The organism is Streptomyces sp. bgisy027 (assembly GCF_057710365.1).
Genome location: NZ_JBYIVZ010000037.1, coordinates 38,140 through 60,460, shown reverse-complemented (window position 1 = coordinate 60,460; position 22,321 = coordinate 38,140). Strand labels below are relative to the sequence as shown.

Annotated in this window: 29 protein-coding genes and 3 pseudogenes; 22 read left to right on the top strand and 10 right to left on the bottom strand. The window is 70.9% G+C overall.

The annotated features are described in order from the left end of the window. The first annotated feature begins 95 nt into the window (after positions 1-95). Positions 96-1,028, top strand: coding sequence for a helix-turn-helix domain-containing protein (locus tag AC3ETA_RS32240; protein ID WP_432196427.1), 933 nt, complete (start codon positions 96-98; stop codon positions 1,026-1,028). A gap of 9 nt (positions 1,029-1,037) precedes the next feature. Here the strand turns inward: AC3ETA_RS32240 and AC3ETA_RS32235 are convergent, their stop codons facing one another. Continuing rightward, on the bottom strand, positions 1,038-1,502 hold the full coding sequence (locus AC3ETA_RS32235) for an SRPBCC family protein (protein WP_432196426.1): 465 nt from the start codon (positions 1,500-1,502) through the stop codon (positions 1,038-1,040). 163 nt (positions 1,503-1,665) lie between these two features. Here AC3ETA_RS32235 and AC3ETA_RS32230 point away from each other — a divergent pair, with 163 nt between their 5' ends. From AC3ETA_RS32230 to AC3ETA_RS32190, 9 genes are all read left to right on the top strand, one after another. Beyond that, the gene (locus tag AC3ETA_RS32230; RefSeq protein ID WP_432196425.1) at positions 1,666-2,460 is read left to right on the top strand and encodes a carbon-nitrogen family hydrolase; all 795 of its coding nucleotides are present in this window, start codon (positions 1,666-1,668) and stop codon (positions 2,458-2,460) included. Between the two features lie 127 nt (positions 2,461-2,587). Continuing rightward, a complete protein-coding gene (locus tag AC3ETA_RS32225; protein WP_432196424.1) occupies positions 2,588-3,007 on the top strand; it encodes a YciI family protein in 420 nt (139 codons plus the stop codon). A 5-nt stretch (positions 3,008-3,012) separates the two neighbouring features. Continuing rightward, positions 3,013-4,191: an RNA polymerase sigma factor gene (locus AC3ETA_RS32220; protein WP_432196464.1), complete on the top strand. Its 1,179-nt coding sequence runs from the start codon at positions 3,013-3,015 to the stop codon at positions 4,189-4,191. Between the two features lie 46 nt (positions 4,192-4,237). Beyond that, a complete protein-coding gene (locus tag AC3ETA_RS32215; protein ID WP_432196423.1) occupies positions 4,238-4,456 on the top strand; it encodes a hypothetical protein in 219 nt (72 codons plus the stop codon). Positions 4,457-4,489: 33 nt separating this feature from the next. Next, complete coding sequence (locus AC3ETA_RS32210; RefSeq protein WP_432196422.1) at positions 4,490-4,945, top strand: DUF6233 domain-containing protein; 456 nt, start codon at positions 4,490-4,492, stop codon at positions 4,943-4,945. Between the two features lie 172 nt (positions 4,946-5,117). Next, the gene (locus AC3ETA_RS32205) at positions 5,118-5,489 is read left to right on the top strand and encodes a hypothetical protein (RefSeq protein WP_432196421.1); all 372 of its coding nucleotides are present in this window, start codon (positions 5,118-5,120) and stop codon (positions 5,487-5,489) included. Next, positions 5,486-5,950, top strand: a complete 465-nt coding sequence (locus AC3ETA_RS32200; protein ID WP_432196420.1) for a MerR family transcriptional regulator — start codon at positions 5,486-5,488, stop codon at positions 5,948-5,950. The genes AC3ETA_RS32205 and AC3ETA_RS32200 overlap by 4 nt, the downstream gene beginning before the upstream one ends. Continuing rightward, on the top strand, positions 5,934-6,293 hold the full coding sequence (locus AC3ETA_RS32195; RefSeq protein ID WP_432196419.1) for a hypothetical protein: 360 nt from the start codon (positions 5,934-5,936) through the stop codon (positions 6,291-6,293). Before AC3ETA_RS32200 ends, AC3ETA_RS32195 begins: the two co-directional genes overlap by 17 nt. A 76-nt stretch (positions 6,294-6,369) precedes the next feature. Next, positions 6,370-7,212, top strand: a complete 843-nt coding sequence (locus AC3ETA_RS32190) for a hypothetical protein (protein WP_432196418.1) — start codon at positions 6,370-6,372, stop codon at positions 7,210-7,212. Here the strand turns inward: AC3ETA_RS32190 and AC3ETA_RS32185 are convergent. Next, entirely contained in the window at positions 7,191-7,340 is a 150-nt protein-coding gene (locus tag AC3ETA_RS32185) for a hypothetical protein (RefSeq protein ID WP_432196417.1), read from the bottom strand. The genes AC3ETA_RS32190 and AC3ETA_RS32185 overlap by 22 nt on opposite strands. A 153-nt stretch (positions 7,341-7,493) precedes the next feature. After that, positions 7,494-8,015, bottom strand: a complete 522-nt coding sequence (locus AC3ETA_RS32180) for an AAA family ATPase (RefSeq protein WP_432196416.1) — start codon at positions 8,013-8,015, stop codon at positions 7,494-7,496. A gap of 168 nt (positions 8,016-8,183) precedes the next feature. On the opposite strand from AC3ETA_RS32180, the gene AC3ETA_RS32175 reads away from it, so the two are divergent. From AC3ETA_RS32175 to AC3ETA_RS32155, 5 genes are all read left to right on the top strand, one after another. Further along, positions 8,184-8,408 (top strand): hypothetical protein, encoded by a 225-nt coding sequence (locus tag AC3ETA_RS32175; protein ID WP_432196415.1) that lies wholly within the window; start codon positions 8,184-8,186, stop codon positions 8,406-8,408. A gap of 107 nt (positions 8,409-8,515) precedes the next feature. Next, positions 8,516-8,803: a hypothetical protein gene (locus tag AC3ETA_RS32170; protein WP_432196414.1), complete on the top strand. Its 288-nt coding sequence runs from the start codon at positions 8,516-8,518 to the stop codon at positions 8,801-8,803. Between the two features lie 81 nt (positions 8,804-8,884). After that, complete coding sequence (locus AC3ETA_RS32165) at positions 8,885-9,262, top strand: amphi-Trp domain-containing protein (RefSeq protein ID WP_432196413.1); 378 nt, start codon at positions 8,885-8,887, stop codon at positions 9,260-9,262. Positions 9,263-9,297: 35 nt separating this feature from the next. Further along, positions 9,298-9,492, top strand: a complete 195-nt coding sequence (locus AC3ETA_RS32160; RefSeq protein ID WP_432196412.1) for a hypothetical protein — start codon at positions 9,298-9,300, stop codon at positions 9,490-9,492. Between the two features lie 113 nt (positions 9,493-9,605). Further along, positions 9,606-10,139 (top strand): DinB family protein, encoded by a 534-nt coding sequence (locus tag AC3ETA_RS32155; RefSeq protein ID WP_432196411.1) that lies wholly within the window; start codon positions 9,606-9,608, stop codon positions 10,137-10,139. On the opposite strand, the gene AC3ETA_RS32150 is transcribed toward AC3ETA_RS32155, so the two are convergent. After that, entirely contained in the window at positions 10,123-10,440 is a 318-nt protein-coding gene (locus tag AC3ETA_RS32150) for a hypothetical protein (RefSeq protein WP_432196410.1), read from the bottom strand. The two genes, AC3ETA_RS32155 and AC3ETA_RS32150, sit on opposite strands and share 17 nt — an antisense overlap. Before the next feature lie 216 nt (positions 10,441-10,656). Here AC3ETA_RS32150 and AC3ETA_RS32145 point away from each other — a divergent pair, with 216 nt between their 5' ends. After that, on the top strand, positions 10,657-11,463 hold the full coding sequence (locus tag AC3ETA_RS32145) for a DUF1963 domain-containing protein (RefSeq protein ID WP_432196409.1): 807 nt from the start codon (positions 10,657-10,659) through the stop codon (positions 11,461-11,463). A gap of 161 nt (positions 11,464-11,624) precedes the next feature. Then, the gene (gene msrA / locus AC3ETA_RS32140; protein WP_432196408.1) at positions 11,625-12,137 is read left to right on the top strand and encodes a peptide-methionine (S)-S-oxide reductase MsrA; all 513 of its coding nucleotides are present in this window, start codon (positions 11,625-11,627) and stop codon (positions 12,135-12,137) included. Positions 12,138-12,315: 178 nt separating this feature from the next. Here the strand turns inward: msrA and AC3ETA_RS32135 are convergent, their stop codons facing one another. Continuing rightward, positions 12,316-13,314 carry a MerR family transcriptional regulator gene (locus AC3ETA_RS32135; RefSeq protein WP_432196407.1) on the bottom strand — a complete coding sequence of 333 codons (999 nt, stop codon included), beginning with the start codon at positions 13,312-13,314 and terminating at the stop codon, positions 12,316-12,318. Positions 13,315-13,761: 447 nt separating this feature from the next. Beyond that, a complete protein-coding gene (locus tag AC3ETA_RS32130; protein ID WP_432196406.1) occupies positions 13,762-14,439 on the bottom strand; it encodes a HEAT repeat domain-containing protein in 678 nt (225 codons plus the stop codon). A 308-nt stretch (positions 14,440-14,747) separates the two neighbouring features. Between AC3ETA_RS32130 and AC3ETA_RS32125 the strand changes: the two genes are divergently transcribed. The 4 genes from AC3ETA_RS32125 to AC3ETA_RS32110 all read left to right on the top strand — a co-directional run bounded on the left by AC3ETA_RS32125 (position 14,748) and on the right by AC3ETA_RS32110 (position 17,237). Then, a complete protein-coding gene (locus AC3ETA_RS32125) occupies positions 14,748-15,488 on the top strand; it encodes a hypothetical protein (RefSeq protein WP_432196405.1) in 741 nt (246 codons plus the stop codon). 10 nt (positions 15,489-15,498) lie between these two features. Beyond that, positions 15,499-15,696 carry a hypothetical protein gene (locus AC3ETA_RS32120; RefSeq protein ID WP_432196404.1) on the top strand — a complete coding sequence of 66 codons (198 nt, stop codon included), beginning with the start codon at positions 15,499-15,501 and terminating at the stop codon, positions 15,694-15,696. A gap of 32 nt (positions 15,697-15,728) precedes the next feature. Then, complete coding sequence (locus AC3ETA_RS32115) at positions 15,729-16,001, top strand: hypothetical protein (protein ID WP_432196403.1); 273 nt, start codon at positions 15,729-15,731, stop codon at positions 15,999-16,001. Between the two features lie 222 nt (positions 16,002-16,223). After that, positions 16,224-17,237: a hypothetical protein gene (locus AC3ETA_RS32110; RefSeq protein WP_432196402.1), complete on the top strand. Its 1,014-nt coding sequence runs from the start codon at positions 16,224-16,226 to the stop codon at positions 17,235-17,237. 256 nt (positions 17,238-17,493) lie between these two features. Here the strand turns inward: AC3ETA_RS32110 and AC3ETA_RS32105 are convergent. Beyond that, positions 17,494-18,139: pseudogene (locus tag AC3ETA_RS32105) on the bottom strand (hypothetical protein). Positions 18,140-18,255: 116 nt separating this feature from the next. Here AC3ETA_RS32105 and AC3ETA_RS32100 point away from each other — a divergent pair. Beyond that, complete coding sequence (locus AC3ETA_RS32100) at positions 18,256-18,849, top strand: DUF4291 domain-containing protein (protein WP_432196401.1); 594 nt, start codon at positions 18,256-18,258, stop codon at positions 18,847-18,849. Positions 18,850-18,898: 49 nt separating this feature from the next. On the opposite strand, the pseudogene AC3ETA_RS32095 reads toward AC3ETA_RS32100, so the two are convergent. The 3 genes and pseudogenes from AC3ETA_RS32095 to AC3ETA_RS32085 all read right to left on the bottom strand — a co-directional run. Next, positions 18,899-19,243 (bottom strand): annotated as a pseudogene (locus AC3ETA_RS32095) (hypothetical protein); the annotation flags it as partial. 23 nt (positions 19,244-19,266) lie between these two features. Continuing rightward, positions 19,267-20,385, bottom strand: a complete 1,119-nt coding sequence (locus AC3ETA_RS32090) for a hypothetical protein (protein ID WP_432196400.1) — start codon at positions 20,383-20,385, stop codon at positions 19,267-19,269. Positions 20,386-20,770: 385 nt separating this feature from the next. Further along, positions 20,771-21,977, bottom strand: a pseudogene (locus tag AC3ETA_RS32085) (IS110 family RNA-guided transposase). Positions 21,978-22,321 lie beyond the last annotated feature (344 nt).

Genomic DNA, 22,321 nt, shown 5'->3' with positions numbered 1-22,321 from the left:
CCCGCGGCCACCCAGACCTCAGTCGTACGTACGCAGGCGGGTCCTACCACTGACGGGGACAGGCTGGTGTGCGTACGACGAGGAATACTCGAAGCATGGACGAACGGCCCGGTTCCCCGACGGGACCCGCAGCGGACAACGCCGCCGACCCACGGGCCGGCCTGGACCCGCGCGCGGAGCTGAGCGAGTTCCTGCGCACCCGGCGGGCCCGGCTGAAGCCGGAGGACGTCGGCCTGCCCGACTACGGGCGGCACCGCAGGGTGCCGGGCCTGCGGCGCGAGGAGCTGGCACAGCTGGCCGGGGTGTCCGTGGCGTACTACACGCGCCTGGAGCAGGGCAACGGGCGCAACGTCTCGGCGGAGGTCCTCGACGCCATCGCGCGGGCGCTGCGCCTGAGCGACGCCGAGCACGCGCACCTCACGCACCTGGCGAAGCCGAAGCGGCACAAGAAGAAGCCGGTGGCCCGCACGGAGCAGGTGCGGCCGGTGCTGCGGCAGCTGCTGGACTCGATCGACGGCGTCCCGGCGTACATCTCCGGCCGGCGCTCCGACATCCTCGCCTGGAACGGGATGGCGGCGGCTGTCTTCGGCGACTGGTCGGAGCTGCCGGCGCAGGAGCGGAACTGGGCGCGGCTGGTGTTCCTGCGGCCGGAGTACCGCGAGCTGTTCGTGGAGTGGGACCAGAAGGCGTCCGACATGGTCGCCTTCCTGCGCATGGACGCGGGCTGCCACCCGGACGACCCGCGGCTGTCCGCCCTGGTCGGTGAACTCTCCGTCAAGAGCGAGGAGTTCCGGCGGCTGTGGGCGGTCCACGACGTCAAGGAGAAGAGCTACGGCGTCAAGCCCCTGCGGCATCCCCTGGTGGGGGAGCTGACCCTGAACTTCGAGTCGTTCCGCCTGACCGACGGCTCGGGACAGACCCTGATCACGTACCACGCGGAACCGGGCTCGCCGTCGGCGCAGGCATTGCGGTTGCTGGCGAGCTGGGGAGCGGACGCCACGAAGGCGGGGACCGGCGCGTCGGCCTGACCGCGCCGGTCAGCGGGCGCGGCCCTCGACCGCCGCGGCGATGTCGTCCAGGTCCTTCGCGATGGCCTTGGCCACGGCCCGGGAGCCGAGGCTGCCGAGAAGCTTCGCGAGGACTCCCGCGACGCCGCCGGAGGTCACGCCGGTGAACGTCATCCGGACCGTCGTCGCCGACGGCCCCTCCGGCCGCAGGGCCCATTCCGAGACGTAGTGGGTGCCGTGCGAATCGGCCTCCACCACATACCGCTCCGGCGGTTCGCAGAGGGTCACCCACATCTCCTCGGTGGCCTCCTTGCCGAACATCCGCCGGGTCTCCCGCCACCGCGTGCCCACGCCGAACGCCCCCTGGGTGAGGACCTCGACGCCCGACACGCCACTGAGCACGTGCACCATGCCCCTCAGATCGGTCAGGGACTCCCACACACTTCCTTGACCTGCGGCGATACGCCGCTCCACGACGACGCTGGTTCTGGCCATGCCCCCATGAAAGCAGCAGCATCCGACAAGCGCGCGGGCTCGGTGCACACCGACCGGGCGGGGCGGAGGGGGCGTCCGGGGCGCGGGATGTGCGTGAGGCTCCGTACGCTCGTGGGAGAGGGTTTCCTCGAACCGTGCGTGAACGGTCTCGGAGGTGACGGCGATGCGTGCGTCGCTGATCCAGCTGTCCGTGGACGCGTCCGAATCCGCCGACGAGCGGCGCCGCAGGGCGGCCTCGCTGGTCCGCGGCCGCGAGGGCGACGACCTGGTGGTCCTTCCCGAGCTGTGGACGGCCGGCGCATGGGCCTACGACCGCTGGGGAGCGGACTGCGAGGCGGTCGACGGCCCCACCGCCGAGGCCATGTCCGCCGCCGCCCGCGAGGCCGGCGCATGGCTGCACGCCGGCTCGATCGTCGAGCGGGACCGGGACGGGACGCTCTACAACACCGCTCTCCTCTTCGACCCGGCCGGTGAGCTGCGAGGCCACTACCGCAAGATCCACCGCTACGGCTTCGACACCGGCGAGGCGACCATGATGGGCGGCGGCGAGGACGTCGTCACCGTGCCCACCGACTTCGGCACGGTCGGCCTCGCCATCTGCTACGACCTCCGCTTCCCCGAACTCTTCAGGGCCCTGCTCGACGCCGGCGCCGAGGTGGTCGTGGTGCCCGCCGCATGGCCTGCGGCCCGCCTCGCCCACTGGCGGCTCCTCACCCGCACGAGGGCCCTGGAGGAGCAGGTGTTCCTCCTCGCCTGCTGCGCGACCGGCGAGCACGGCGGCATGTGGCAGGGCGGACACAGCGCGATCGTCGACCCCTGGGGCACCGTCCTGGCCGAGGCCCGCACCGCGGAGCAGGAGGAGACGGTGACGGCGGACCTCGACATGACCGAGGTCGCCCGCATCCGCACCGAACTCCCGGTACTGCGCGACCGAGTCCTCGGCCGGGCCCGCTCCTAGGGGCTCTGCGGGCGGTCGGAGAACGGGTGGAGATTCTTTCGGCGGCGATGTCGAGAACCCGCGCCCGGCTCCGTCCCGGAGGTGAACGCGACCACAATGGGTCGCACCCGCACCGAGGAGAAGGACGATGGCCAAGTACCTGCTGCTGAAGCACTACCGGGGAGCTCCGGCATCGGTCAACGACGTGCCCATGGACCGGTGGACGCCGGAGGAGATCTCGGCCCACGTGCAGTACATGAACGACTTCGCGGCCCGGCTGGAGAAGACCGGTGAGTTCGTCGACAGCCAGGCACTCTCCCCCGAAGGGTCGTGGATCCGGTACGACGGCGAGGGACGTCCGCCGGTCACGGACGGCCCGTTCGCCGAGACCAAGGACCTCATCGCCGGCTGGATGGTGATCGACGTCGACAGCCACGAGCGCGCCGTCGAACTTGCCGGGGAACTGTCGGCGGCCCCCGGTGCGGGCGGCAAGCCGATCCACGAGTGGCTGGAGGTACGCCCGTTCCTCGGCGCCAAGGCCGGCACCACGGAGTGCACGTTCAAGTGACGCAGATCGACGAGGCCCTGCTCAGGAGCCTCACGCCGAGCGTGCTCGGCATCCTCGTCCGCCGCGGAGCCGACTTCGCGGCGGCCGAGGACGCCGTACAGGACGCGCTCGTCGAGGCGGTCCGCGTGTGGCCGGCCGACCCCTCCCCAAGTTCTTCGGGCAGGGGATACCCCGTGCGGGATGCGAAGGGCTGGCTGGTCACCGTGGCCTGGCGCAAGTTCCTCGACGCGAACCGGGCGGACGCCGCCCGGCGCCGACGTGAGGACCTCGTCGACGAGGAACCGGCACCCGGGCCCGTGACCGGGGTGGACGACACACTGCGGATCTACTTCCTGTGCGCCCACCCGTCGCTGACCCCGTCGTCCGCGGTCGCGCTCACGCTGCGCGCGGTCGGCGGGCTCACCACCCGCCAGATCGCCCAGGCCTACCTGGTGCCCGAGGCGACGATGGCGCAGCGCATCAGCAGGGCCAAGCGCACCGTCTCCGACGTGCGGTTCGACCGGCCCGGTGACGTGGCCACCGTGCTGCGCGTGCTCTACCTGGTCTTCAACGAGGGCTACTCCGGCGACGTGGACCTCGCCGCCGAGGCCATCCGGCTCACCCGGCAGCTCGCGGCCGCCATCGACCACCCCGAGGTGGCGGGCCTGCTCGCCCTCATGCTGCTCCACCACGCCCGACGTGCAGGCCGGACCGCGCCCGACGGCAGCCTCGTACCCCTCGCGGAGCAGGACCGCGGCCGATGGGACCGCACCCTGATCGCCGAGGGCGTCGGCATCCTCCAGGCCGCCCTCGCCCGCGACCGGCTGGGCGAGTTCCAGGCCCAGGCCGCCGTCGCGGCGCTGCACGCGGACGCGCAGACCGCGGCGGAGACCGACTGGGTGCAGATCGTGGAGTGGTACGACGAGTTGCTGCGCCTGACCGACAGCCCCGTGGTCCGCCTCAACCGCGCAGTCGCCGTGGGCGAGGCGGACGGCCCGCGCGCCGGCCTCGCCGCACTGGCGCCACTGGACGCGTCGCTGCCCCGGCGCACCGCGGCCGAGGCCTACCTCCACGAACGCGCCGGCGATCTGCCGACGGCGGCCCGCCTCTACGCCGAGGCCGCGCAGAAGGCCGCCAACCTGGCCGAACGCGACTATCTGACGCGGCAGGCGGCCCGGCTCAACACGCGCATGGGTGGGCGGTGAGGGTCTGCGATGGCGTAGAAAATCGAACACATGATTGAATCGGGGTATGCGATCGTTCCCCGACGACCTCGTCCAGGCACAGCAGGAGTGGAGCGCCACGTACCACCGGCTTGCCGACGGGCCGGGCCGGACCGAGCTGCGCCGCCGCCTGTACCGGCTCTCGACGGAGGTGCTCTTCCACCCGTACTGGCGGGAGGGCGGCCGTACACCGGCGGCATGGGCGCAACTGCGGAACCTGGGGCGGGGAGGAAGGAGCCGGCGGTGACCGGCCGCATCCCGCACGAGGGCGCCGCGGGCCATGGCCGAGCTACCGCCTGACGCACGACGGCTGCGGGCGATCCTCGCGTACCTCGACGAACAGATCGCCGGTCACGAGACCGTCGGCATCTACCTGCACCTTCAGCGTGAAGCCGTCCGGGCGGCGCTGACACGCGTCGAGAACCGACAGGCCCCCGAGCCGCCGAAGTCCTCCCGGCCCTCGAAGTCCCCTCGGCAGCGGCCACGGCAGGCGCCCGCGGGCCTCTCGCCGTTCGCGCCCTCCCGGGAGATGCGGCAGACGACCGGTTTCGTCGTCCAGCAGAAGCGCACACCGAACGGCCCCGAGCCCGCCGTGATCCACACCGGCGACTGCACGATGATCGAGGGCACGCCGCACCGGATCGGCGACCACGACGCCCGCGCCGCGCTGACCGACCCCAACATCGAACCGTGCGCGTTCTGCCGCCCGGACAGCGAGCTGGGGATCTTGGACTAGGGGCTACTGGGGGCTGCTGGGGGCTACCGGGGACTGCTGGGGACTGCTGGGAACTACCGGGGGCTGCTGGGGACTGCTGGGGACTACTGGGGACTGGGCGCCCCCGGCCGCTTGCAACCGGTACCCAGGTACAGGTTTACCGTCGGAAGTGTTCCCGGAAAGGGGACGGCCGATGACGCGTGACGACGGGAGCGGCTCGATGACCGGACCGGAGTGGATACCGCAGTCGTGCACCTTGCCGACCGAGGAGCGGCCCTTGCGCCTGGCCGAGTGGGATGCCCTGTTCGCGGCGCAGACGGCGGCGCCGTACCGGCCGGACGCGCTGCGGGTCCGCCTGGCACTTCCGTCGGGGGCGGGCAGCGAGGAGCGAGCCCGTGACCTGGCGGAACGCGAGAACGGCTGCTGCTCGTTCTTCGACTTCACCGTGACCGGCACCCCGGAAGGGGTCGTGCTGGACATCGCGGTGGGCGAGGAGCACGAGGCGGTGCTGAGCGCCCTCGCCGCACGGGTGGACCGTGCGGCGGTGCCGGGAGGTTCTCGATGAACGACATGACCGCGGCGGGTGGCGGGGCCCTGCGCAGTGGCCAGGTGGCCCACGAGGCCGGGGTGAACATCCAGACCCTGCGCTACTACGAGCGTCGCGGCCTGCTGCCCGAACCGGATCGCAGCCCGGGTGGTCACCGCCTGTACGGAGGTGAGGCCGTGACCACGCTGCGGATCATCAAGGCCGCTCAGCGCCTGGGCTTCACGCTGGAGGAGGTGGCCGAACTGCTGGAGGCGGGCCGCCACCGGCACGGCCGTCCCGTCCCCGGTCTCCAGGAACGCGCGGCGGCCAAGCTCGCCGAGGTCGACGCCAGGATCGCGGACCTCACGACGATCCGCACGGCACTCGTCACCGCCGTGGCGGCCGGGTGCGACGACCTGACGGAGTGCGCCACGAGCCCCTGCTGCCCGATCCCCTTCACCGACCTCGCCGAGGAGAACCGCCATGCCGACCCCTGCTGAACGGCGCCCTCGCCGGGGCACCGGGAAGGTGACCGGTGCGACCGGTCTGCTCGGCCTGGCCGGACTGGCCTGTGCCGCCTGCTGCCTGCTGCCCGTCCTGATCACGGCCGGTGTCGTGGGCGGCACGGGTGTGTCGATCGCCGCCGGCCGGCTCCCCGCACTGGCCGCCGCACTGGCCGCCGCTCTGGCCGCCCTCGCCGCGGCGACCTGGTGGCTGACCCGCCGCCGCTCCTGCTCCTGCACCGCAGAGCCCGGCAGCGGCCTCGAATGCGGGTGCGGCACCCGCACCGACCGGGTCGAGATCACCACATCACGCGCAGGACAGGACCAGAGCTCCCTGTGAGTCCGGCCTGACCACCCCCACCACCGGCGGCGTTTCGCTTCGCGGGGCTCCCCGGTGGGCGATCTAGTCTCGGCCCGTGGGACAACCCGAGCAACGCGCCGAGGGCGCGGGACCGTTCACCACCCGGCTCACCTGGCATGTCCCGGGCGGCGGCACCGCCGTATGGGAGTCGCGGCTCGCCCGCCGCCGCGGGGTCATGGCCGTACGCCCGCCCGGCGCACCCGCCGGCCGGCACACCAGGGCCGACGAGGTCGGGCTCGGCCGTCTGCGCAGGCTCAACGCCACGGCCGCGACGGCCTTCATCATCGGCGGTGCCCTGTTCGCGGCGGGCGCCGCGGTCGCCCAGATCGGCTCCGGCGACGCCACCACCTGCGCCTCGATCTACTTCGCCGGGGGCCTGTTCTTCAACACCGGCGGCTACGTCTCGCTGCTCCAGGTCATCAACGCCCCGCGCCACGTGCCCGGCGGCGAAGGCCGGCTCGTCACCCGGCCCTGGCGCTGGTGGAGTTACGAGCCGACGCGGGTGGACTGGCTGAGCGCGGTCGTCCTCTTCGCCGGCACCCTGGTGTTCGGCGTCAACCTGCTCGACTCCTTCCTCCAGGGGCTGAGCGTCCAGCAGATCAACCGGCTGATCTGGACCCCGGACGTGATCGGCTGCGTGCTCTTCCTGATCTCCGGCCACCTGGCGTTCGTCGAGATCTGTCACGGCCGGCTCTGCTTCCGCCGCCGCAGCCTCGGCTGGTGGATCGTCGCCGTGAACCAGTTGGGCTCGGTCCTGTTCATGATCTCGGCGATCGCGGCCTTCACCCGCCCCACGACCGGCAGCCAGATCAACGCGGACATCGCCAACTGGACCACCTTCCTGGGCGCCGCGTGCTTCTCCGCAGGCGGCGTCCTTCAGCACTTCGAACGCCCCTGACCGGCCGTAACGGGCTCGCTGACCCAGTAGTAGTCCCCGGCCTCGGACACCTCACGCCGCAACTGCTGAAGCGCGGCGTCGAGATCCTCCTGGTACGGCACGTAGTAGTCCCACCCCGAAGCCCCCACCGGCCCTCATCCCCTTCCATGTTCGCCTGGAAGCCGGAAGCCGGAAGCCGGAAGCCGGAAGCCGGAAGCGGGAAGCGGGAAGCGGGAAGCCGGAAGCCGACAGCCGGCAGCCGGCAGCAGCCTCTGACGACCAGGCCGTGAGCGGGAGAGATCTCAACTCCCCACGGCCGCCGCGATCTGCTGGGCGGCCTGGGGCGGGGTCAGGTGGGTGGTGTCGACGACCTCGGCCTCCTCGTGGAGCCAGGTGCGGGCCGCCTCGGCGTAGGGCCCGAGGTGGGCGAGACGGAACGCGGAGGGGCCCATGACCGTGTCCCCCTCGATGCGGCCGCGGAGGGTGTCCTGGTCGGCGTGGAGGACGAAGTGACGGACCGGGACGGCGTGCTGGGCGAGCCCTGCGCTGATCTCGCGCCAGTACTGCTCGACCAGGACGGTCATGGGCATCACCAGGGTGCCGCCGGCGTACTCGAGGACGTGGCGGGCGGTCTCGACGACGAGTGGCCGCCACGGTGGCCAGTGCTGGAAGTTGTCCGTCTCGGGCAGCCCGGGAGTGATGTCCATGAGTGTCTCGCCGACCTTCTCGGCGTCGAGCACCCTTGAATCCGGGATGAGTTGCTGCACGAGCGCGCCGGTTGTCGTCTTGCCCGCCCCGTGGGTGCCGTTCAGCCATACGATCATGCGTCCCGATGCTAGGGCCGCCGGCAAGCCGGGCGCTGGCTCTGAAAATCGAACACGTGCTTGAATTTGGGTCATGCGAATGTTCCCCGACGACCTCGCCGAGCCGTGTCGGCGTCCTCGATGACGCGCCGGCATGCGGGGGCGTACGACCCGGATGATCCTGAAGGCATGGCCGGACCGATCCGCGTGACCGTGCATCCGCCGTCGCCCTCGGGTGGTCGACGCGTGCGCGTGGACGGCGAGATCCTCGGGCTGGCCCACAACCTGGCCGACGTCGCGGAGTTCCTCCGGCGCGCCGGGCTGGAGATCGATCCGGCGGACGTCGCGGGGGTGCCCTGGATCGACTGGCGCGGCGTCGGGCCCGAGCGGTGGGGTCCGGAGGCGGAGGGCTGACCTGTCGACGGCTTCGGAGACTCGGGTGGGAGTGATCCGTCGAGGGCCTCGCGTCGCGGCCGGCGCCTCGGCGTGCGCTCCTTGCGGGGGAACGAGACATTGGAGCCGTGGCCTTGTGGATGACTTGGGAACTCGAAGGGGTCGGCACGGCCTCGCACTCGCAGGCCGTGGAGAGCGTGGAGGAGCCCGCACGGTGGCTGGTCGGCTCGGTCGAGCGTTCAAGACGCGCTTTCGAGGCCGAATGGCGCCGGCGGCGGATCATGGAATCGGCGCTTCGGGTGCGCGCCCAGATGCTTGGCGAAGGGCGCGAGACCGTGGAGGGCGGCGCATCGTGGAGCTTGGCGGACGAGGGTGGTGTGGAGGTGCGACTCGCTGTCCGGAAGGAGCAGGGCTGAGTGCGGCGCGGTCCGTCGATGTCCGTACAGCGCGCCGGAACGAGGCTTGTCCAGTCTTTTGTGCCGCATCGGAGGGCACCCATGAAGGACCTCAAGTTCGAGCAGAAGCGCTCGCTGTCCCGCCAGGAGGCCGCTGACCAGCTCACGGCCCTGGCGGACGCGCTGAGGGAAGGCAGGGACGCCGAACTGGAACTCGGCGCCGGAACCCTGAGCCTGCGGATCCCCGACGACCTCCGCAGTGAGGTGGAGGTCGAGATCGGTGACGGGGAGATCGAGCTGGAGATCGAGTTCAAGTGGCCGACGGCGTCGACGCGGATGTCGTCGTCGGGGGCCGAGGCGCCCGCAACGGCGAAGGCCGCGCCGCGCAAGAGCGCGTCCACCGGTACGCGCCGGAGCAGCGGCACGGGCACCGGCGGGCGCCGGAGCACGAGCGCGAAGCGGTCCGCGTCCCGCCCCTGATCGGCTCGCATCCGGTCGCCCGGGCGTTCAGCAGGGTGCGCGACCTCCCCGTCACCCGCTACCTCGTCCTGCGCGAGGCGAACATGCAGGACCTGCGCGCGGGCCTGTCGGCGGGCGAACTCGCCATCGTCCTGATCCCGGCCGTGGCCGCGATGCCGCGGTACGAGCACCGGGTCATCGACGTCGAGCCGACCGTCGTCGTCACACCGGACGCCGCGCCTCACTGCTGAGGGCAGCACCGGAGGTACGGGTCTATGACACCGTCTGAACTCGCCGGACGCCGCGGGCCACGCACCTCGCCCCCACGCGCCCGCCCCTCGCCGCCGACGTGACAGGACGACCCATGTACGAACTCAACGCGCTGCTGCGCGAGTACGACCGAGCCCGCGCCTACACGGACGACCTCTGGAGAGACCTCACCCCGGACGAGGTGACCTGGCGTCCGCACGAGGACTCCAGCGCCATCGGCTGGCACCTCGGACACCAGGCCCACGTCGCTCACTTCATGATCCGCAACCTCACCGCGGCCGAGCCCAGCCCCGACCCGGAACTGGACGGGCTCATGGACTCCGCGAACCCGGAGAAGTTCCGCGGCGCGCTGCCCACCGTCGAACGGCTCAGCGCCTTCCGCGACACCGTCGCCGAACGCGTCCACGCCCGTATCGGCGACATCGCCGCCGGACGGGTCGGCGCGCCCGACCAACTGACCGTGGTCGGCTCCCACTTGCTGCTCGCGCTGATCAACCACGAGTACCAGCACGACCAGTGGATCAGCGAGGTCCGCGCCGACGCCCTCGGCCACGCGCTCCCGCCCGACCCCGCCGCGGACCGGCTCACCCGCGTCGACGGCTACCTCGTCCTCAACCCTTACGCCTGACCACCGAACGCCTCATCCACGCCTGACCACCACAGGCCCATCGCAACAGGAGCAACAACAGGAGCAACAACAGGAGCAGCAGGAGGAGCAGCAGGAGCACCAGGAGGAGCAGCAGGAGCACCAGGTGTCCCGCAACACCCCCGACTTCACCGGGCAGAAGGTCATCGTCATCGGCGGCGCCGGCGGCATGGGTCACGCCGTCGCCCGTCACGTCCTCGATGCCGGCGGCAGCGCCGTGGTCACCGGCCGCACGCAGGCCGGTGCCGACGAGGCGGCGGCCTGCGTGCGCCGCCCACGGCAAGGTCGTCGGCCTTGCAGCGGACCTGGCCGACCCCGTAGCCGTCGACGGTCTCCGGCCACCCTCACGTGCTGTCGAGCCGGACCGGCTGGGCCACCGGTGCCGTCTGGGACGTCGACGGCGGCGTCATGGCGGGCCGCAACCGAACGGGGCTGTCGGTGGCGGGCACTAACGTGCCCGCAGCGCCTTGTCGATCTTTTGTACGCCTGAGGAGTCACGATGCCCGAAAGCACACCGGAGCTGTCCGAGAAGGACCTGCGCACGCTGATACCGGAGTACGAGGGCCTCGCCCGGACGACCACCCTCCTCAACCCGGAGCCCGGCGAGCCCGGCGTCCGCGAGAGCTCGCTCGGGGGTGCGCTGCTGTGGCCCGCGGACGAGCCGTGGCCGTACTGCGCCCAGGAGGACCACTGGACGTTCGGTTCCGACTTGCGCAACCACACCGAGATCGTCGCGGGGACGGTGCCGATGGTGCCGATCCTCCAGCTGTTCGCCCGGGACGTGCCGGGGCTGGAGTTCCCGGAGGGGACCGACCTGCTTCAGGTGGTCTGGTGCGCGCTGAACCACGAGCAGGATCCCGGGCCGGTGATGCCGCTGCTGTACTGGCGCAACGAGGCGGAGGTCGTGGCCGTAGGTCTGCTGTCCGAGATCCCGGTGGCGGGCGAGGGGGAGTACGACGAGGACCACATGCCGGAACCGTCCACGCTGTCCCCGGCCACCGCGGCCGACTACCCGAGCCGGCACGATCTGCCCGAGGACGTACGGGAGACCTGGGAACCCCGCTTCCGGTTGCCCGCGGGCGGCGTCCTGTGGCCGTCCGACTCCAACGTCATCGCGACGAAAGCCGGCGGCTGGCCCGCCTGGACACAGCCTGCCGACTGGCCGGACTGCGAGAGCGGACACCGTATGGAGCACCTGCTGACCATCACCGGCGACATCCAGCTCGGCGACTGCGGCGGCGTCTACTTCTTCCACTGCCGACGGTGCCCCGGCCTTCCGTGGGACTGGCGCTTCGACTGCCACTGAGTCGTGGGCGGGGCGACCGGGGGGGCGGTGCTCGTAAGGCGGGCCGCGCGGGCGTGGAATCGGCCGGCACCCTCAAGCGTTGAGGAGGGTGGGCCTGGCCGCCGGTGGTGTGCGTGCGGAGTAGCCCGAGTGACCGAGCTGACAGGTATTGGAGGGCCGTGATGGCTGCGCAGACGCAGAGGGCCGTGCTGGCGGGCGGATGTTTCTGGGGGATGGAGGAGCTGATCCGCCGGCTTCCGGGCGTGACGGCGACCCGGGTGGGTTACACCGGGGGCGACGTGCCGAACGCGACGTACCGTAACCACGGCACGCACGCGGAGGCCATCGAGATCCTCTACGACCCTTCGAAGACCGACTACCGCGCGCTCCTGGAGTTCTTCTTCCAGATCCACGACCCGAGCACGAAGAACCGCCAGGGCAACGACATCGGCCTCAGCTACCGCTCGGCGATCTACTACGTGGACGACGAGCAGAAGCGGATCGCCGAGGACACGATCGCGGACGTGGACGCCTCCGGCCTGTGGCCCGGCAAGGTCGTCACCGAGGTGGAGCCGGTCGGCCCCTTCTGGGAGGCCGAGCCCGAGCACCAGGACTACCTCCAGCGTTACCCGAACGGCTACACCTGCCACTTCCCCCGCCCGGGCTGGAAGCTCCCCGCCCGCGCGGAGGGCTGAGCGAGCGCGGCGCGGGCCCGGCTGCGGAGCTCCTCCGACGGCCGGGCCGCGCCTGCTTGTGCGGCATTCAGGCATTCGGGCACGCGGGCCTGCGGCATTCGGGCATTCGGCATTCCGGCCTGCGGCCTGCGGGCATGTGGCACTCCGGCTTTGGTGCGTCACTGCGCGTAACAGTGCGTCACTGCGCGTCGCGCAGGCGAAGCAGATACGTCGCGGTGACCGCGACCGCTCGGTCCGCGTCCTGGGAGAGGTCCATGAGGGCATGTGAAGCCGTGTCCCCCGGGATGTCCGCCAGCGACTGGGTCAGCCGTACGCGTGCGGACGCTTCGGTGGTGTCATGGACGAGCCGGCCGACGAGTCCACCGGCGATCCGGTCCGCCGTCGCCGTATCGCTCGCCAGCACGCTGAGGGCATCGGCCGCGTCTGTGTCGTTCCGTCCGTCCACGACCATGTCGATGAGCACCGGGATCGCATCGGCCACGCCCCGGGTGCCGAGGGCAAGGGCCGCATGACCCCGCACCACGGCATCGGGGTTCGCGAGGGCGCTCCGCAGGTGGGCGGTGGGTTCGTCACCGGGCAGCTCGGCGAGGGACCGGGCGGCGCGTTCCCGCACCGCGGGCACGGGTGAGCCGAGACCCTTCGCCAGCAGTGCCGTGCCGTCGGCGCCGGATCGCGCCAGCGCCCATCGCAGGGCCCCGGCGACATTCGGCTCCGTCTCCCTGAGCACCGCCTCGACCAGGGCCTCGACCGGCACCTCGTCGCCGGCGGACAGGGCCGCGCGCTGACGTGCGGCAGGGCTCTTCGACCCCAGGGCCTGGAGGACCGCGACGACCTGGAGCACGTCCTCCCAGCCGGCGGGTTCCACGGCGTCGATGCGGCGCAGTCGCGTGAGCAGATCGGTCTCGGCCGCGATGCGTTCGCGCGTCTGACGGATGAGGTCGTCGACGAGCGCCGAGGGCGTGAAGTCGGGGTCGTCGAGCGCGCGTCCGATCTCGCGCAGCGACAGGCCCAGCGACCTCAGGCTCTCGATGTGGAAGATCCGCCGGATGTCCTCACCGGAGTACTCCCGGTAGCCGGAGCCCGTGCGGCCCGACGGCCGCAGCAGGCCGAGCGACTCGTAGTGCCTGAGCATGCGAGCACTGACCCCGGAGCGCCGCGCCACTTCACCGATCAACACGTCTTTCTGTCCCTTTACTGTCCCTCCGGGCCGGACCAGGACCCTCGATCAACACGTCGTACTCTCCTCCGGGCCGACCCCATGGGGGCAACACGTCCTACTGCCTGCTCCTCCCGGCCGGACCCTCGCCCGATCCCCGGTCAGCACGTCTTGCTGCCCGCCCCGAGCAGACCCTGACCGGCCCCCGGTCAGCACGCCTTACTGCGTCTCCCGGCGGCCCCTGACTGGACCTCCGGTCAACGCGCCTTACTGTGCCTCCCGGTCGGCCCCTGGCCGGACCTCCGGTCAACGCGCCTTACTGCATCTTCCGGTCGGCCGCTGACTGGACCTCCGGTCAACGCGCCTTACTGCATCTCCCGGCCGGATCCTGGCCGGACCTCCGGTCAACCTGCCTGACCGCACCTCCCGGCCGGCCCCTGACCGGCCCCCCCCCGGGGCCAGCACGCCTTACTGCCCCTCTCGGCCCGAGCCGCCGAGGGCCACGGCACGCTTCGCCTCCTCGACCGCGAACTCGAATCCGGCATCAGGGTCGCGCAGCAGCCGTTCCGTGGCGAGCGCGTGCGTGCGCACCCGCGGGTCGGGGGCCGTCGCCGCAGCGCGCAGCGTCGGCTCTACGACCTCGCCGAGCGCGACCAGCGCCCGACTGAGACTCAGCTGCGTCTCCCGCCCCCCGCGCCCGAGCTGCGTCGCCAGCACCGCGGCCAACTCGGACTCCTCCCCTTCCGGCACGAGCACGACCGCGGCCCGCCATGCGCTCCGCGCCACCTCGTCATCGGCGTCGGACAGAAGCGCCCGCGTGATCGCCGGCCACGCCCGCCGGTCCCCGATCTTGGACAGCGTGTGCAGCGCCTGACTACGAGCCTGCGCCCGCTCAGAGCCAGCCTCGCGCAGCAGCTCGGGGAGCGTCACGGACACCGGATGGCGGGTGAGAGCCCAGGTCAGCATGTCGCGAACGAAGAAATCCGACTCGACGGCGCATCGCTCGACGAGCTTCCGCACGAAACCCGCCTCCGGCGCCGAGCCCACCACCAACGCCGCCCGCAACCGCACGGACGCCCGCTCGTCCTCCAGCCCTCGCAGCGCCTCTTTCACACCCGCACCCTGCCTCGTGGCCACAGCAACCACCTCCTGGGCAGGCAGTGAACGCCTTACCACCGTGTCAAGGTCAAAGCCTTCCGGTGACGGCTTGGGTGGCGCCCTGGCGCCCTGGCGCCCTGGCGTCCTGGCGTCCTGGCGTCCTTGGCGTCTGGCGCCGTCGGCAGGCAGGGGGCGGTTGAGTGACCCTCACGGAGGCCGGCCGACAGGTCACTTGAGCTTGCCTCGACGCTGCCGTGGATCGGCCGACAGCCGGAAGGACGGTTGGTGTTCGGAGGCGGCTGATCCAGTTGCCCAATCGCTGTGAGCCACTTCCTCGCACCCACTTCAATGGCAACGTGACCACTACACCGACGGCCGGCGGCAGGACCGTAGCCGGGCGCGTCCCACTCGACGGCGTCATCAAAGAACTCGGCCGACGCAGACCGGTTTTCCACTCCGAAGCCGATCTCCAGCACAGTTTCGCCAGGCTGCTGTGGGAACTGGAGCCGGACGTGCACTCCAGGCTCGAAGTACCACAGCGGCACCAGGACAGGACCGAGTATCTGGACCTGCTGTGCCTGGGCCTCACGGCGCGCACCGCGATCGAGTTCAAGTACTTCACCCGGCGATGGACGGGCACCGCGGGCACGCCGCCGGAGGACTACGAACTCAAGGAACACGCGGCGACGGATCTCGCCCGCCTGCACTTCGTCCGGGACATAGCCAGACTGGAGCGCTTCTGCCAACGGCCGGACCAGAACGGTCTGGCCATCATGGTGACCAACGACCCGGCCCTGTGGAGCGTCCCCGCCCCCGGGCGAGGCCGGACGCGCGACAGGGAGTTCCGGATCCACCAAGGAAGGGAGCTCACCGGCACCCTGCTCTGGGCCGACGGCACGTACGAGCCCAACACCTGCACGCTGCAGGGCACATACGGCCTCGACTGGGAGCCGTATTCCGAACTGGAGGGAGCAGGGGGCGAGTTCCGCTATGTTGCCGTGCACGTCAGCCCGGGCCAGGACGAGCCCGACGGCACAGTCGCACCCGGCCAGACGCATACGCCCAAAAGCGCCGCACAGTGCTTCCTCGGTGACTAGCGTCGCCCCCATGACGTCAGTCGACGAGTGGCCGGACTTCCCCGAGGGGCTGGACCCCCGCAGCGTGTCCTTCCGAGAGGCCCGCTGCACATGGCACGGCAAGACATGCACGGAGCCACCGGTCAAGGTCGTACGCACCCGGGACGGCGCCCGATGGGCGGCATGCGCCGGGGCGGTAGGCGCGATCGCCGCCGCCCGTGGTGCCTGACCTCACCTGTCGCCGCCACTGATCAAGGAGCCATGGTTCTCGGCGCCCCGCAGGTCCACGGGTTCTGTGGCGGTGTGGTCGTACGAGGGGCGGAGGGCGACTGGGTCGGACACCCCATGACCTTCGCCGAGTGGCTGTACCGCCACCTGGTCGGCGAGGAAACGGCGGGCTGGGACAGTGCAACCTTCCACCCCGGCCCCGTGCGGCTGGAGTTCCCGCCCGCAGGACCAGGCCGGCACACTCGCGAGGCATACGGCCCAGAACGCTCACAGGTCCCGCAGCCGGGTGGATCTTGGGCGCCCTGATGAGTGCGATCCAGATCCGCCAGATCCGCTTCCAGACCCGCTTCCAGACCCGCTGCATAGAGCTGCTTGTCACTTCGCCGTAGCGTCGGAAAGGGCTCCACGAGGTTCACCGCCAGACCGGTGATACTCCGGTGGCGCCTGATGGGAACCGAACGGTCCCTGCCCTAGCGTCCCGAGCGGGCCGGAGTCCGTGGCAGTGCCCGCCGCGCAACGGAAGGACACATGATGGGACGTCGGTTTCTGACACGCGGTCTGTTGTCGGCCGGCGTCGGACTGAACCTCCTCGTGCTGGCCGCGTGCGGCGTCGAGAGGCCCACCGGCGTCTCGTCCCCCGGCGGGAGCCAGGTCAGGGCACCACGCGAGTTCAGCGGCATCGCCTGGCTCGCCACCGAGCGCTGGTTCACCGGCCCGGGGCGCGACCCGGAGTCACGAGAGGTCTTCCTGGTCTGCCACGACGCGAGGGACAACGACGCCGAACGCGAACTGCCGCGCCTTGCGATCGTGCGGACGCCCGTCGACCCCGACGGGATCGCCGTCGAGGAGCTTCACGTGGACTTCCCCAGCGTGCCGAACGACCTCGAGAGCATTGCCCGGCTGCCCGGTCGGAACGCAGCGCTGCTGGCGGAGAGCAACGCCGACGGTGATGACCCCGACCCCTCCATCTACCTCGCGCGGTGGGACAGGAACCTCAACGTCGAGATCGCGGGCTCGGTGCCGTGGCCGAGGACACCCGAGCCACTCATCAACGTCGAGGCCACGGCCGTCGCGACGGCCGGCGGACGGGACTACTTCGTTTACGCCGAGCGGGCGCAGGGGAGCGATACCACGCGCATCAACATGACGCGCCTGACGGTCAGCAAGAGCGGTGAGATCACGTTCGGCAGGAAGTGGACGTCGGTCTCGTTCACGGCACCCGAGCCGCCGGATGCGCGCCCTGCCTCTGGCCTCGACATCGACACGAACGGCAATCTCTACCTCTCGTCCGCATACGACCCCGGTGACCTCGGTCCCTTCGACAGTGCCGTGTACCGCGCGGCCACGGTTCGGCGGAGCAGCGGACCCCTCGGCGCGAAGCTGGTTCCGGTCGAGCCGCCGCAGATGCTCGCCCGAAGCTCGGGGCTCAAGGTCGAAGGCGTCGCGTTGGTCTCCGGCTCTTTTCCGATCTTCATCAGTGACGACGACGAGGACTACGGCGGCCTGCTACGGCAGCTGCGGGTGACGATGCCGGGTGGCTGACCCGGCATCGGACGGCTCATGGGCGCGTGGCCTCGGGGCGGCGGACCGGCCCCGCGCTGGGAGGGGCACCGAGGTGCTCAGCCGTGCCCGATCGCGGCGCACGGGTGGAGACCCGCCTTACGCCTGATGCGGCCCGGTCGGCGCCCGCGAGCTCAACCTGAATACTTCTGAGCGTCGTCCCACGGACTCGGTTGTGAACGCGGCTTGATGACCCAGGTCAAGCCGCGTTCATAGTCCTTTTGGGCGGTGGGGTCGGTCATGCCGCGGTGCTGTCGTCTGCCGCACGTGTCCAGAGGGAAAGGTCGCTGCTGGTCGCTACGGCGATGGTGTGCCCGGAGGGCGAGAAGCCGAATGCTCTGAGTGTGGAGTAGTTCGAGTGAAGGATGTGCCACCACCGTTCTCCGTGCGGACCGGCGTGGGGCAGTCCGCCATCAGTGGACAGCAGGACACGCTCGTTGGGCCAGGCCGGGGTGACTGCCTCCAGGGTCCAGCCGTCCGCGGTCGTGGCATGAAGCCCTCCGCCGAAGAGTCCTGCGATGCGTACGCGGCTCCCGCTGATCGGCCCCAGTCAGGGGCTGGACAAGTCGGCAACCGCGTCGGGGGTTGCTGTCCTCGGGATCGGGGTCATGGTCCCGGGCGATCTTCTCTCCGGTGACGGCGTCGAAGAGACCGTGACCGTCGTGCGAGACGACCATCACCAAATCGTGGCCGCTGCCAGGATGCGATGCGAAGCCGATGCCGAGGAGCCCACCGACCGGGACGAACGGAATGGGCCGCCAGGGTTCGGGCGCCGGCACCACCGGGGCGGCGAGGAGCCGACTCCGCATCGCGCTTTGGTATGCGGAGAGTTCCGGCTCCCGCTCCAGTTGCTCGACCGGACCCGCCTTCTTCGTCCACTTCATCACGACCTCATGATCCACGCTTCGCCAGGATCACCCAACGGAGTTGTCGGATCCCGGCGCAAGAGGCGCTCCAAAATCGGTGGCTTCCTGACCTGACCGACTCCACGCTGTAAGCCATGGAAGAACCCCTCCGCAGAATCCGCGCGCTCCACACGGCGTCCACGATCACCGTCTACCAGGCGTACCGCCCGGAGATCGGCGGACCCGCCGCCCGCAAGGGCCGTTTCCCCGCCGCTTGGAAGCCCGACCGCATGACGTGGATCAAGCCCAGTTTCATGTGGATGATGTACCGCTCCGGTTGGGGCGCGAAGGAGGGTCAGGAGACCGTCCTCGCCGTCGAGATCACTCGCGATGGCTTCGACTGGGCGCTGCGCAAGGCGTGCCTGTCGCACTACGTTCGCGGACTGCATCCCGATCGCGCTGCTTGGCAGCGTGACCTCAAACGCTCACCGGCCCGTGTCCAGTGGGATCCCGAACGCGATCTGCACCTGCGTCCCCTGCCGCACCGCTCGCTGCAACTGGGACTCTCGGGTGAAGCATCGTCGCGCTACGCGGACGAGTGGATCGTGTCCATCAGCGACGTGACCCCGCTCGCCCACGAGATCCACGCACTCGTCAAGGACGGTCAACTGGACTCAGCTGCCCGACTGCTCCCCCCGGAGCAGGGATACCCCGCCAGTGCAGAACTCCTGGCCCACCTGTGTCCCTGACCGGTAATCAGGGCACACCCGCCAGCATCACTCACGGGTCACATGGCGCCCCCTCCGAGAGCTGCCAGAACTTGCGCTCCGCGCCCCAGAAGCAGCCCAGCGCGAAGTCGGCGGTCTCCAGGCCCTCGGGGTAGGGGCCGAGGAGCGGGTTGCCGAGGACCGTGTGGCGGTCGGGGACAGTGAAGATCGGTTCCGGGCGGCCCTGGAGCGCCTGCTCGGGGGTGGGCAGGACCGGCGTACGGCCGAAGAGCATGACGCCTTCCTTCCTTGCGGTGTGTGGGCCTTGCGCGCGCCTGTGAGGGTGGGACGACCGGGGGAGGGGGGGGCTGTGGTGCGTCGGTGGTCTCTCTGCGCCTACAGCCCGTCCCTTCGACCCACAGCCGAGTTTTCGGATTCCAGCCCGTGCCCACGCTCGGTTCAGTGCGGCAGCGTCGCCGGACTTCCGCCGTTCGCCTCGTAGCCCGCCACCGCCAGCGCCCGGTAGACCGCGAACTCCGCGGCGGGGTCCGCGGACAGCGTCCATGGGAGGGCGCCGACATGGCCGTCCACGTGGAGCAGCTGGTCCATGGCCTCCGCCCAGCGTTCGCCGCGGACCAGGAAGAAGACCAGCAGGTGGCGAACGTGCGCCAGCATCGGGTCGTCCGAGCGGGCGGCGTGCGCCGCGAACAGTGCGCCGTGGATCGCCTTCGTCACGACCTCGCTCTGGTAGAAGCCGCTGACCAGGTTCACCTCGGGCAGGTGCTCGAAGACCGCGAAGAGCGGCATGGCGGCGAGGAGGGAGCCCTGGGGCGCGCGGGCCGCCGCCGCTTCCGCGAATTCGGTGGCCAGCTGGCGGGAGCCGTGCCACTTCTCGCACCAGTAGTGCAACGCTGCCAGGTGGGCGCCCATGTGGGCCGGGGCGCGGTCCAGGATCTTCAGCCAGAGCTGCTCGAACTCCGGACGGGGGTAGGCCAGTCCGCGGGCCACCGACAGCTCGATGATGTACGGGATCGGGTCACCGGGGGCCAGGAGGGCCGCCTCACCGCACGCCGACCTCGCCTCCTCCATGATGATCCGGAACTCGTCCGTGCCCGGGGTCGCCGTGCGCCACGCCTGCTGCACCAGGAACTCCGCGTGTACGGCCGCGCCGCCCGCGTCCTTGGGCTGCTCGGTGCGCCACACCCGCAGCCACTGGCCGCCGGGTGCCTCGCTGACGCCGCCCGGGCGCTGCTGCAACTCCAGCGCGGCGGCGCCGGCGAATGCCTGGACACGCTGCCAGCGCTTCTCGCCCTCCGCCTCCGTGCCGGCCAGGAGCTGTGCGGCGGCGCGGTAGTCCTGGGTGCGCTGCACCAGGTCGAGGACGTCCAGCAGGTCCTGGTCGGGGCCGGGCATGCGGATGTCCAGCTCCTCCTGCCGTACGAAGCCGTAGTTCGCCGGGTCCGCGGCGTCGGGGTGGCCCGGCGGGACCTGCTCGATCATGCCTCGCCTGCGCCGCATGAACGGCACCAGCACGAAGCCGATCATGAGCAGCGCGACCAGGACCCAGAGAATCTCCATGCCTCCAGCGTTCCAGACGCCGCCGACAAATGGCCAACGAGGTCGGGGTGCCTGTGGAGAAAGGGTTCTGTGGGGCGGGCGGGTGTGGGCCTGCGGCGGCCCGTGCGGGCACGGTGGGTGCGGGTGGGGGCCTGCGGCCGGCTGGTGCGGACGCGGTGGGTGCGGGTGGGGGCCTGCGGCCGGCTGGTGCGGACATGGTGGGTGCGGGTGGGGGCCTGCGGCCGGCTGGTGCGGACATGGTGGGTGCGGGTGTGGGCCTGCGGCGGCCCGTTGTCCAGCGGTGGGGGCGTGCGTAGCGCCTGCGGGCCGGTGGGTGGGGCGGGGCCGTGCCGGGGGGTGCCCCTATCTCTTTCGTCAAGGGGCGGGTCGGTTGATTGGTGATGTTTCAGGCGGCTTGGGGGACGGCTTGAGGTTCGAAGAACGTGCCGTCGCGGAGCATGGCGAACAGGACGTCGACGCGGCGGCGGGCGAGACACATCAGGGCCTGCTTGTGCCGCTTGCCTTCGGCCTTCTTCCGCTCGTAGTAGGCCCGGGAGGCCGGATCGGACAGCGAGGCGAATGCGGCCAGGAAGAACGCCCGTTTGAGGTGCTTGTTGCCCCGGCGGGACGGGCTCTCGCCTCGGATCGAGGACCCGGATCTTCGAGTCACCGGGGCGAGTCCGGCGTAGGCGGCGAGGTGTCCGGCGGTGGGGAAGGCGGTGCCGTCGCCGACGTCGATGAGGATCCTGGCTCCGGTCCTGACGCCTATCCCCGGCATCGACGTCAGGAGCTCGGAAAGAGGGTGGGCCTCCAGCAACTCCTCGATGGAGGAGGCGAGTTGTTTTGCGCTGGTCCAGCAGTGCGGCGAGGTTCTTTGCGAGCTTGGGGACGATCACTGCGGCCGCGTCGGTGCCCGGGACCACGACGGTCTGCTCGTCGAGCGCGGTGAAGATGTCCTCGACCAGCCGCTCGGCCATCCGCGGGGCCTTAGGCCGCAGCAGCGTGACCAGTCGGCGCCGGCCGGCCTTGCGGATCGCCTTGGGCGAGCCGAACTGTTCCAGCAGCGTGAGGACGGCCGGGTGCTGGACGCGCGGACCGAGTACGCGTTCGAGGTGAGGGTGGATCTGGGTGAGCAGGCCGCGCAATCGGTTCGCGACCCGGGTGACCTCGCCGGCGAGGTCGTCATCGAAGCCCACGATCATGTGGAGTTCGGCGACGGTCTCGTCGTTCAGCTCGATCGAGCGGAGCGTGTGCGGCATGGTGCGGGCGGCGTCCGCGATGATCGCCGCGTCCCTCGCGTCGGTCTTGCCCTCACCCGGGTAGAGGTCCGCGATCCGCCGCATCGTCAGGCCCGGAAGGTAGGCGACCTCGCAGCCCGCATCGCGGGCCACGGCCAGCGGCAGAGCGCCGATCGAGGCAGGCTGGTCGACCACCAACAGCACACGGCCGTACTTCGCCGTGAGCTTGTCGAGCATGGCCCGCATCTTCGGCTCGCTGTTCGGCAGCGGCTTGTCGACCACGCTCTTGCCGTCCGGCGTAAGGCCGGTGGCGTGGTGTTCGCCCTTGCCGACGTCCAGGCCGAGGAACACGGCCACGTCGCGGGTGTCGAGCACTTCGTTCCTCCGATAAGGGTCTGTCTTCCCGGCCAAGGCACGGCGCCGACATCCGGCAACCACGTTACGAAGAGCGTTGCCAGAAGTTCCGGCGCTCCTGCCCCTATTAGCGATCTACCGGCGCCTCCCGACCCGGTGACACCACCCCCCGGGTCATGGTCGACAGGGGGCAAAAGTCATGCCGGGCCAGAAGGCCGGGAGCCCCAAGATCGAGGCCGTCTAGAAGGTAACGGGGTCCGTCCTCGGGCCGGCGGTTGCCGTACCTGAGAAGTCCACCTCGTTGACGCCGGCCGCTGCGGGCGGACACCCCCCCCGGTACGGCCCCTTCGCGCCGTACGCGGGTG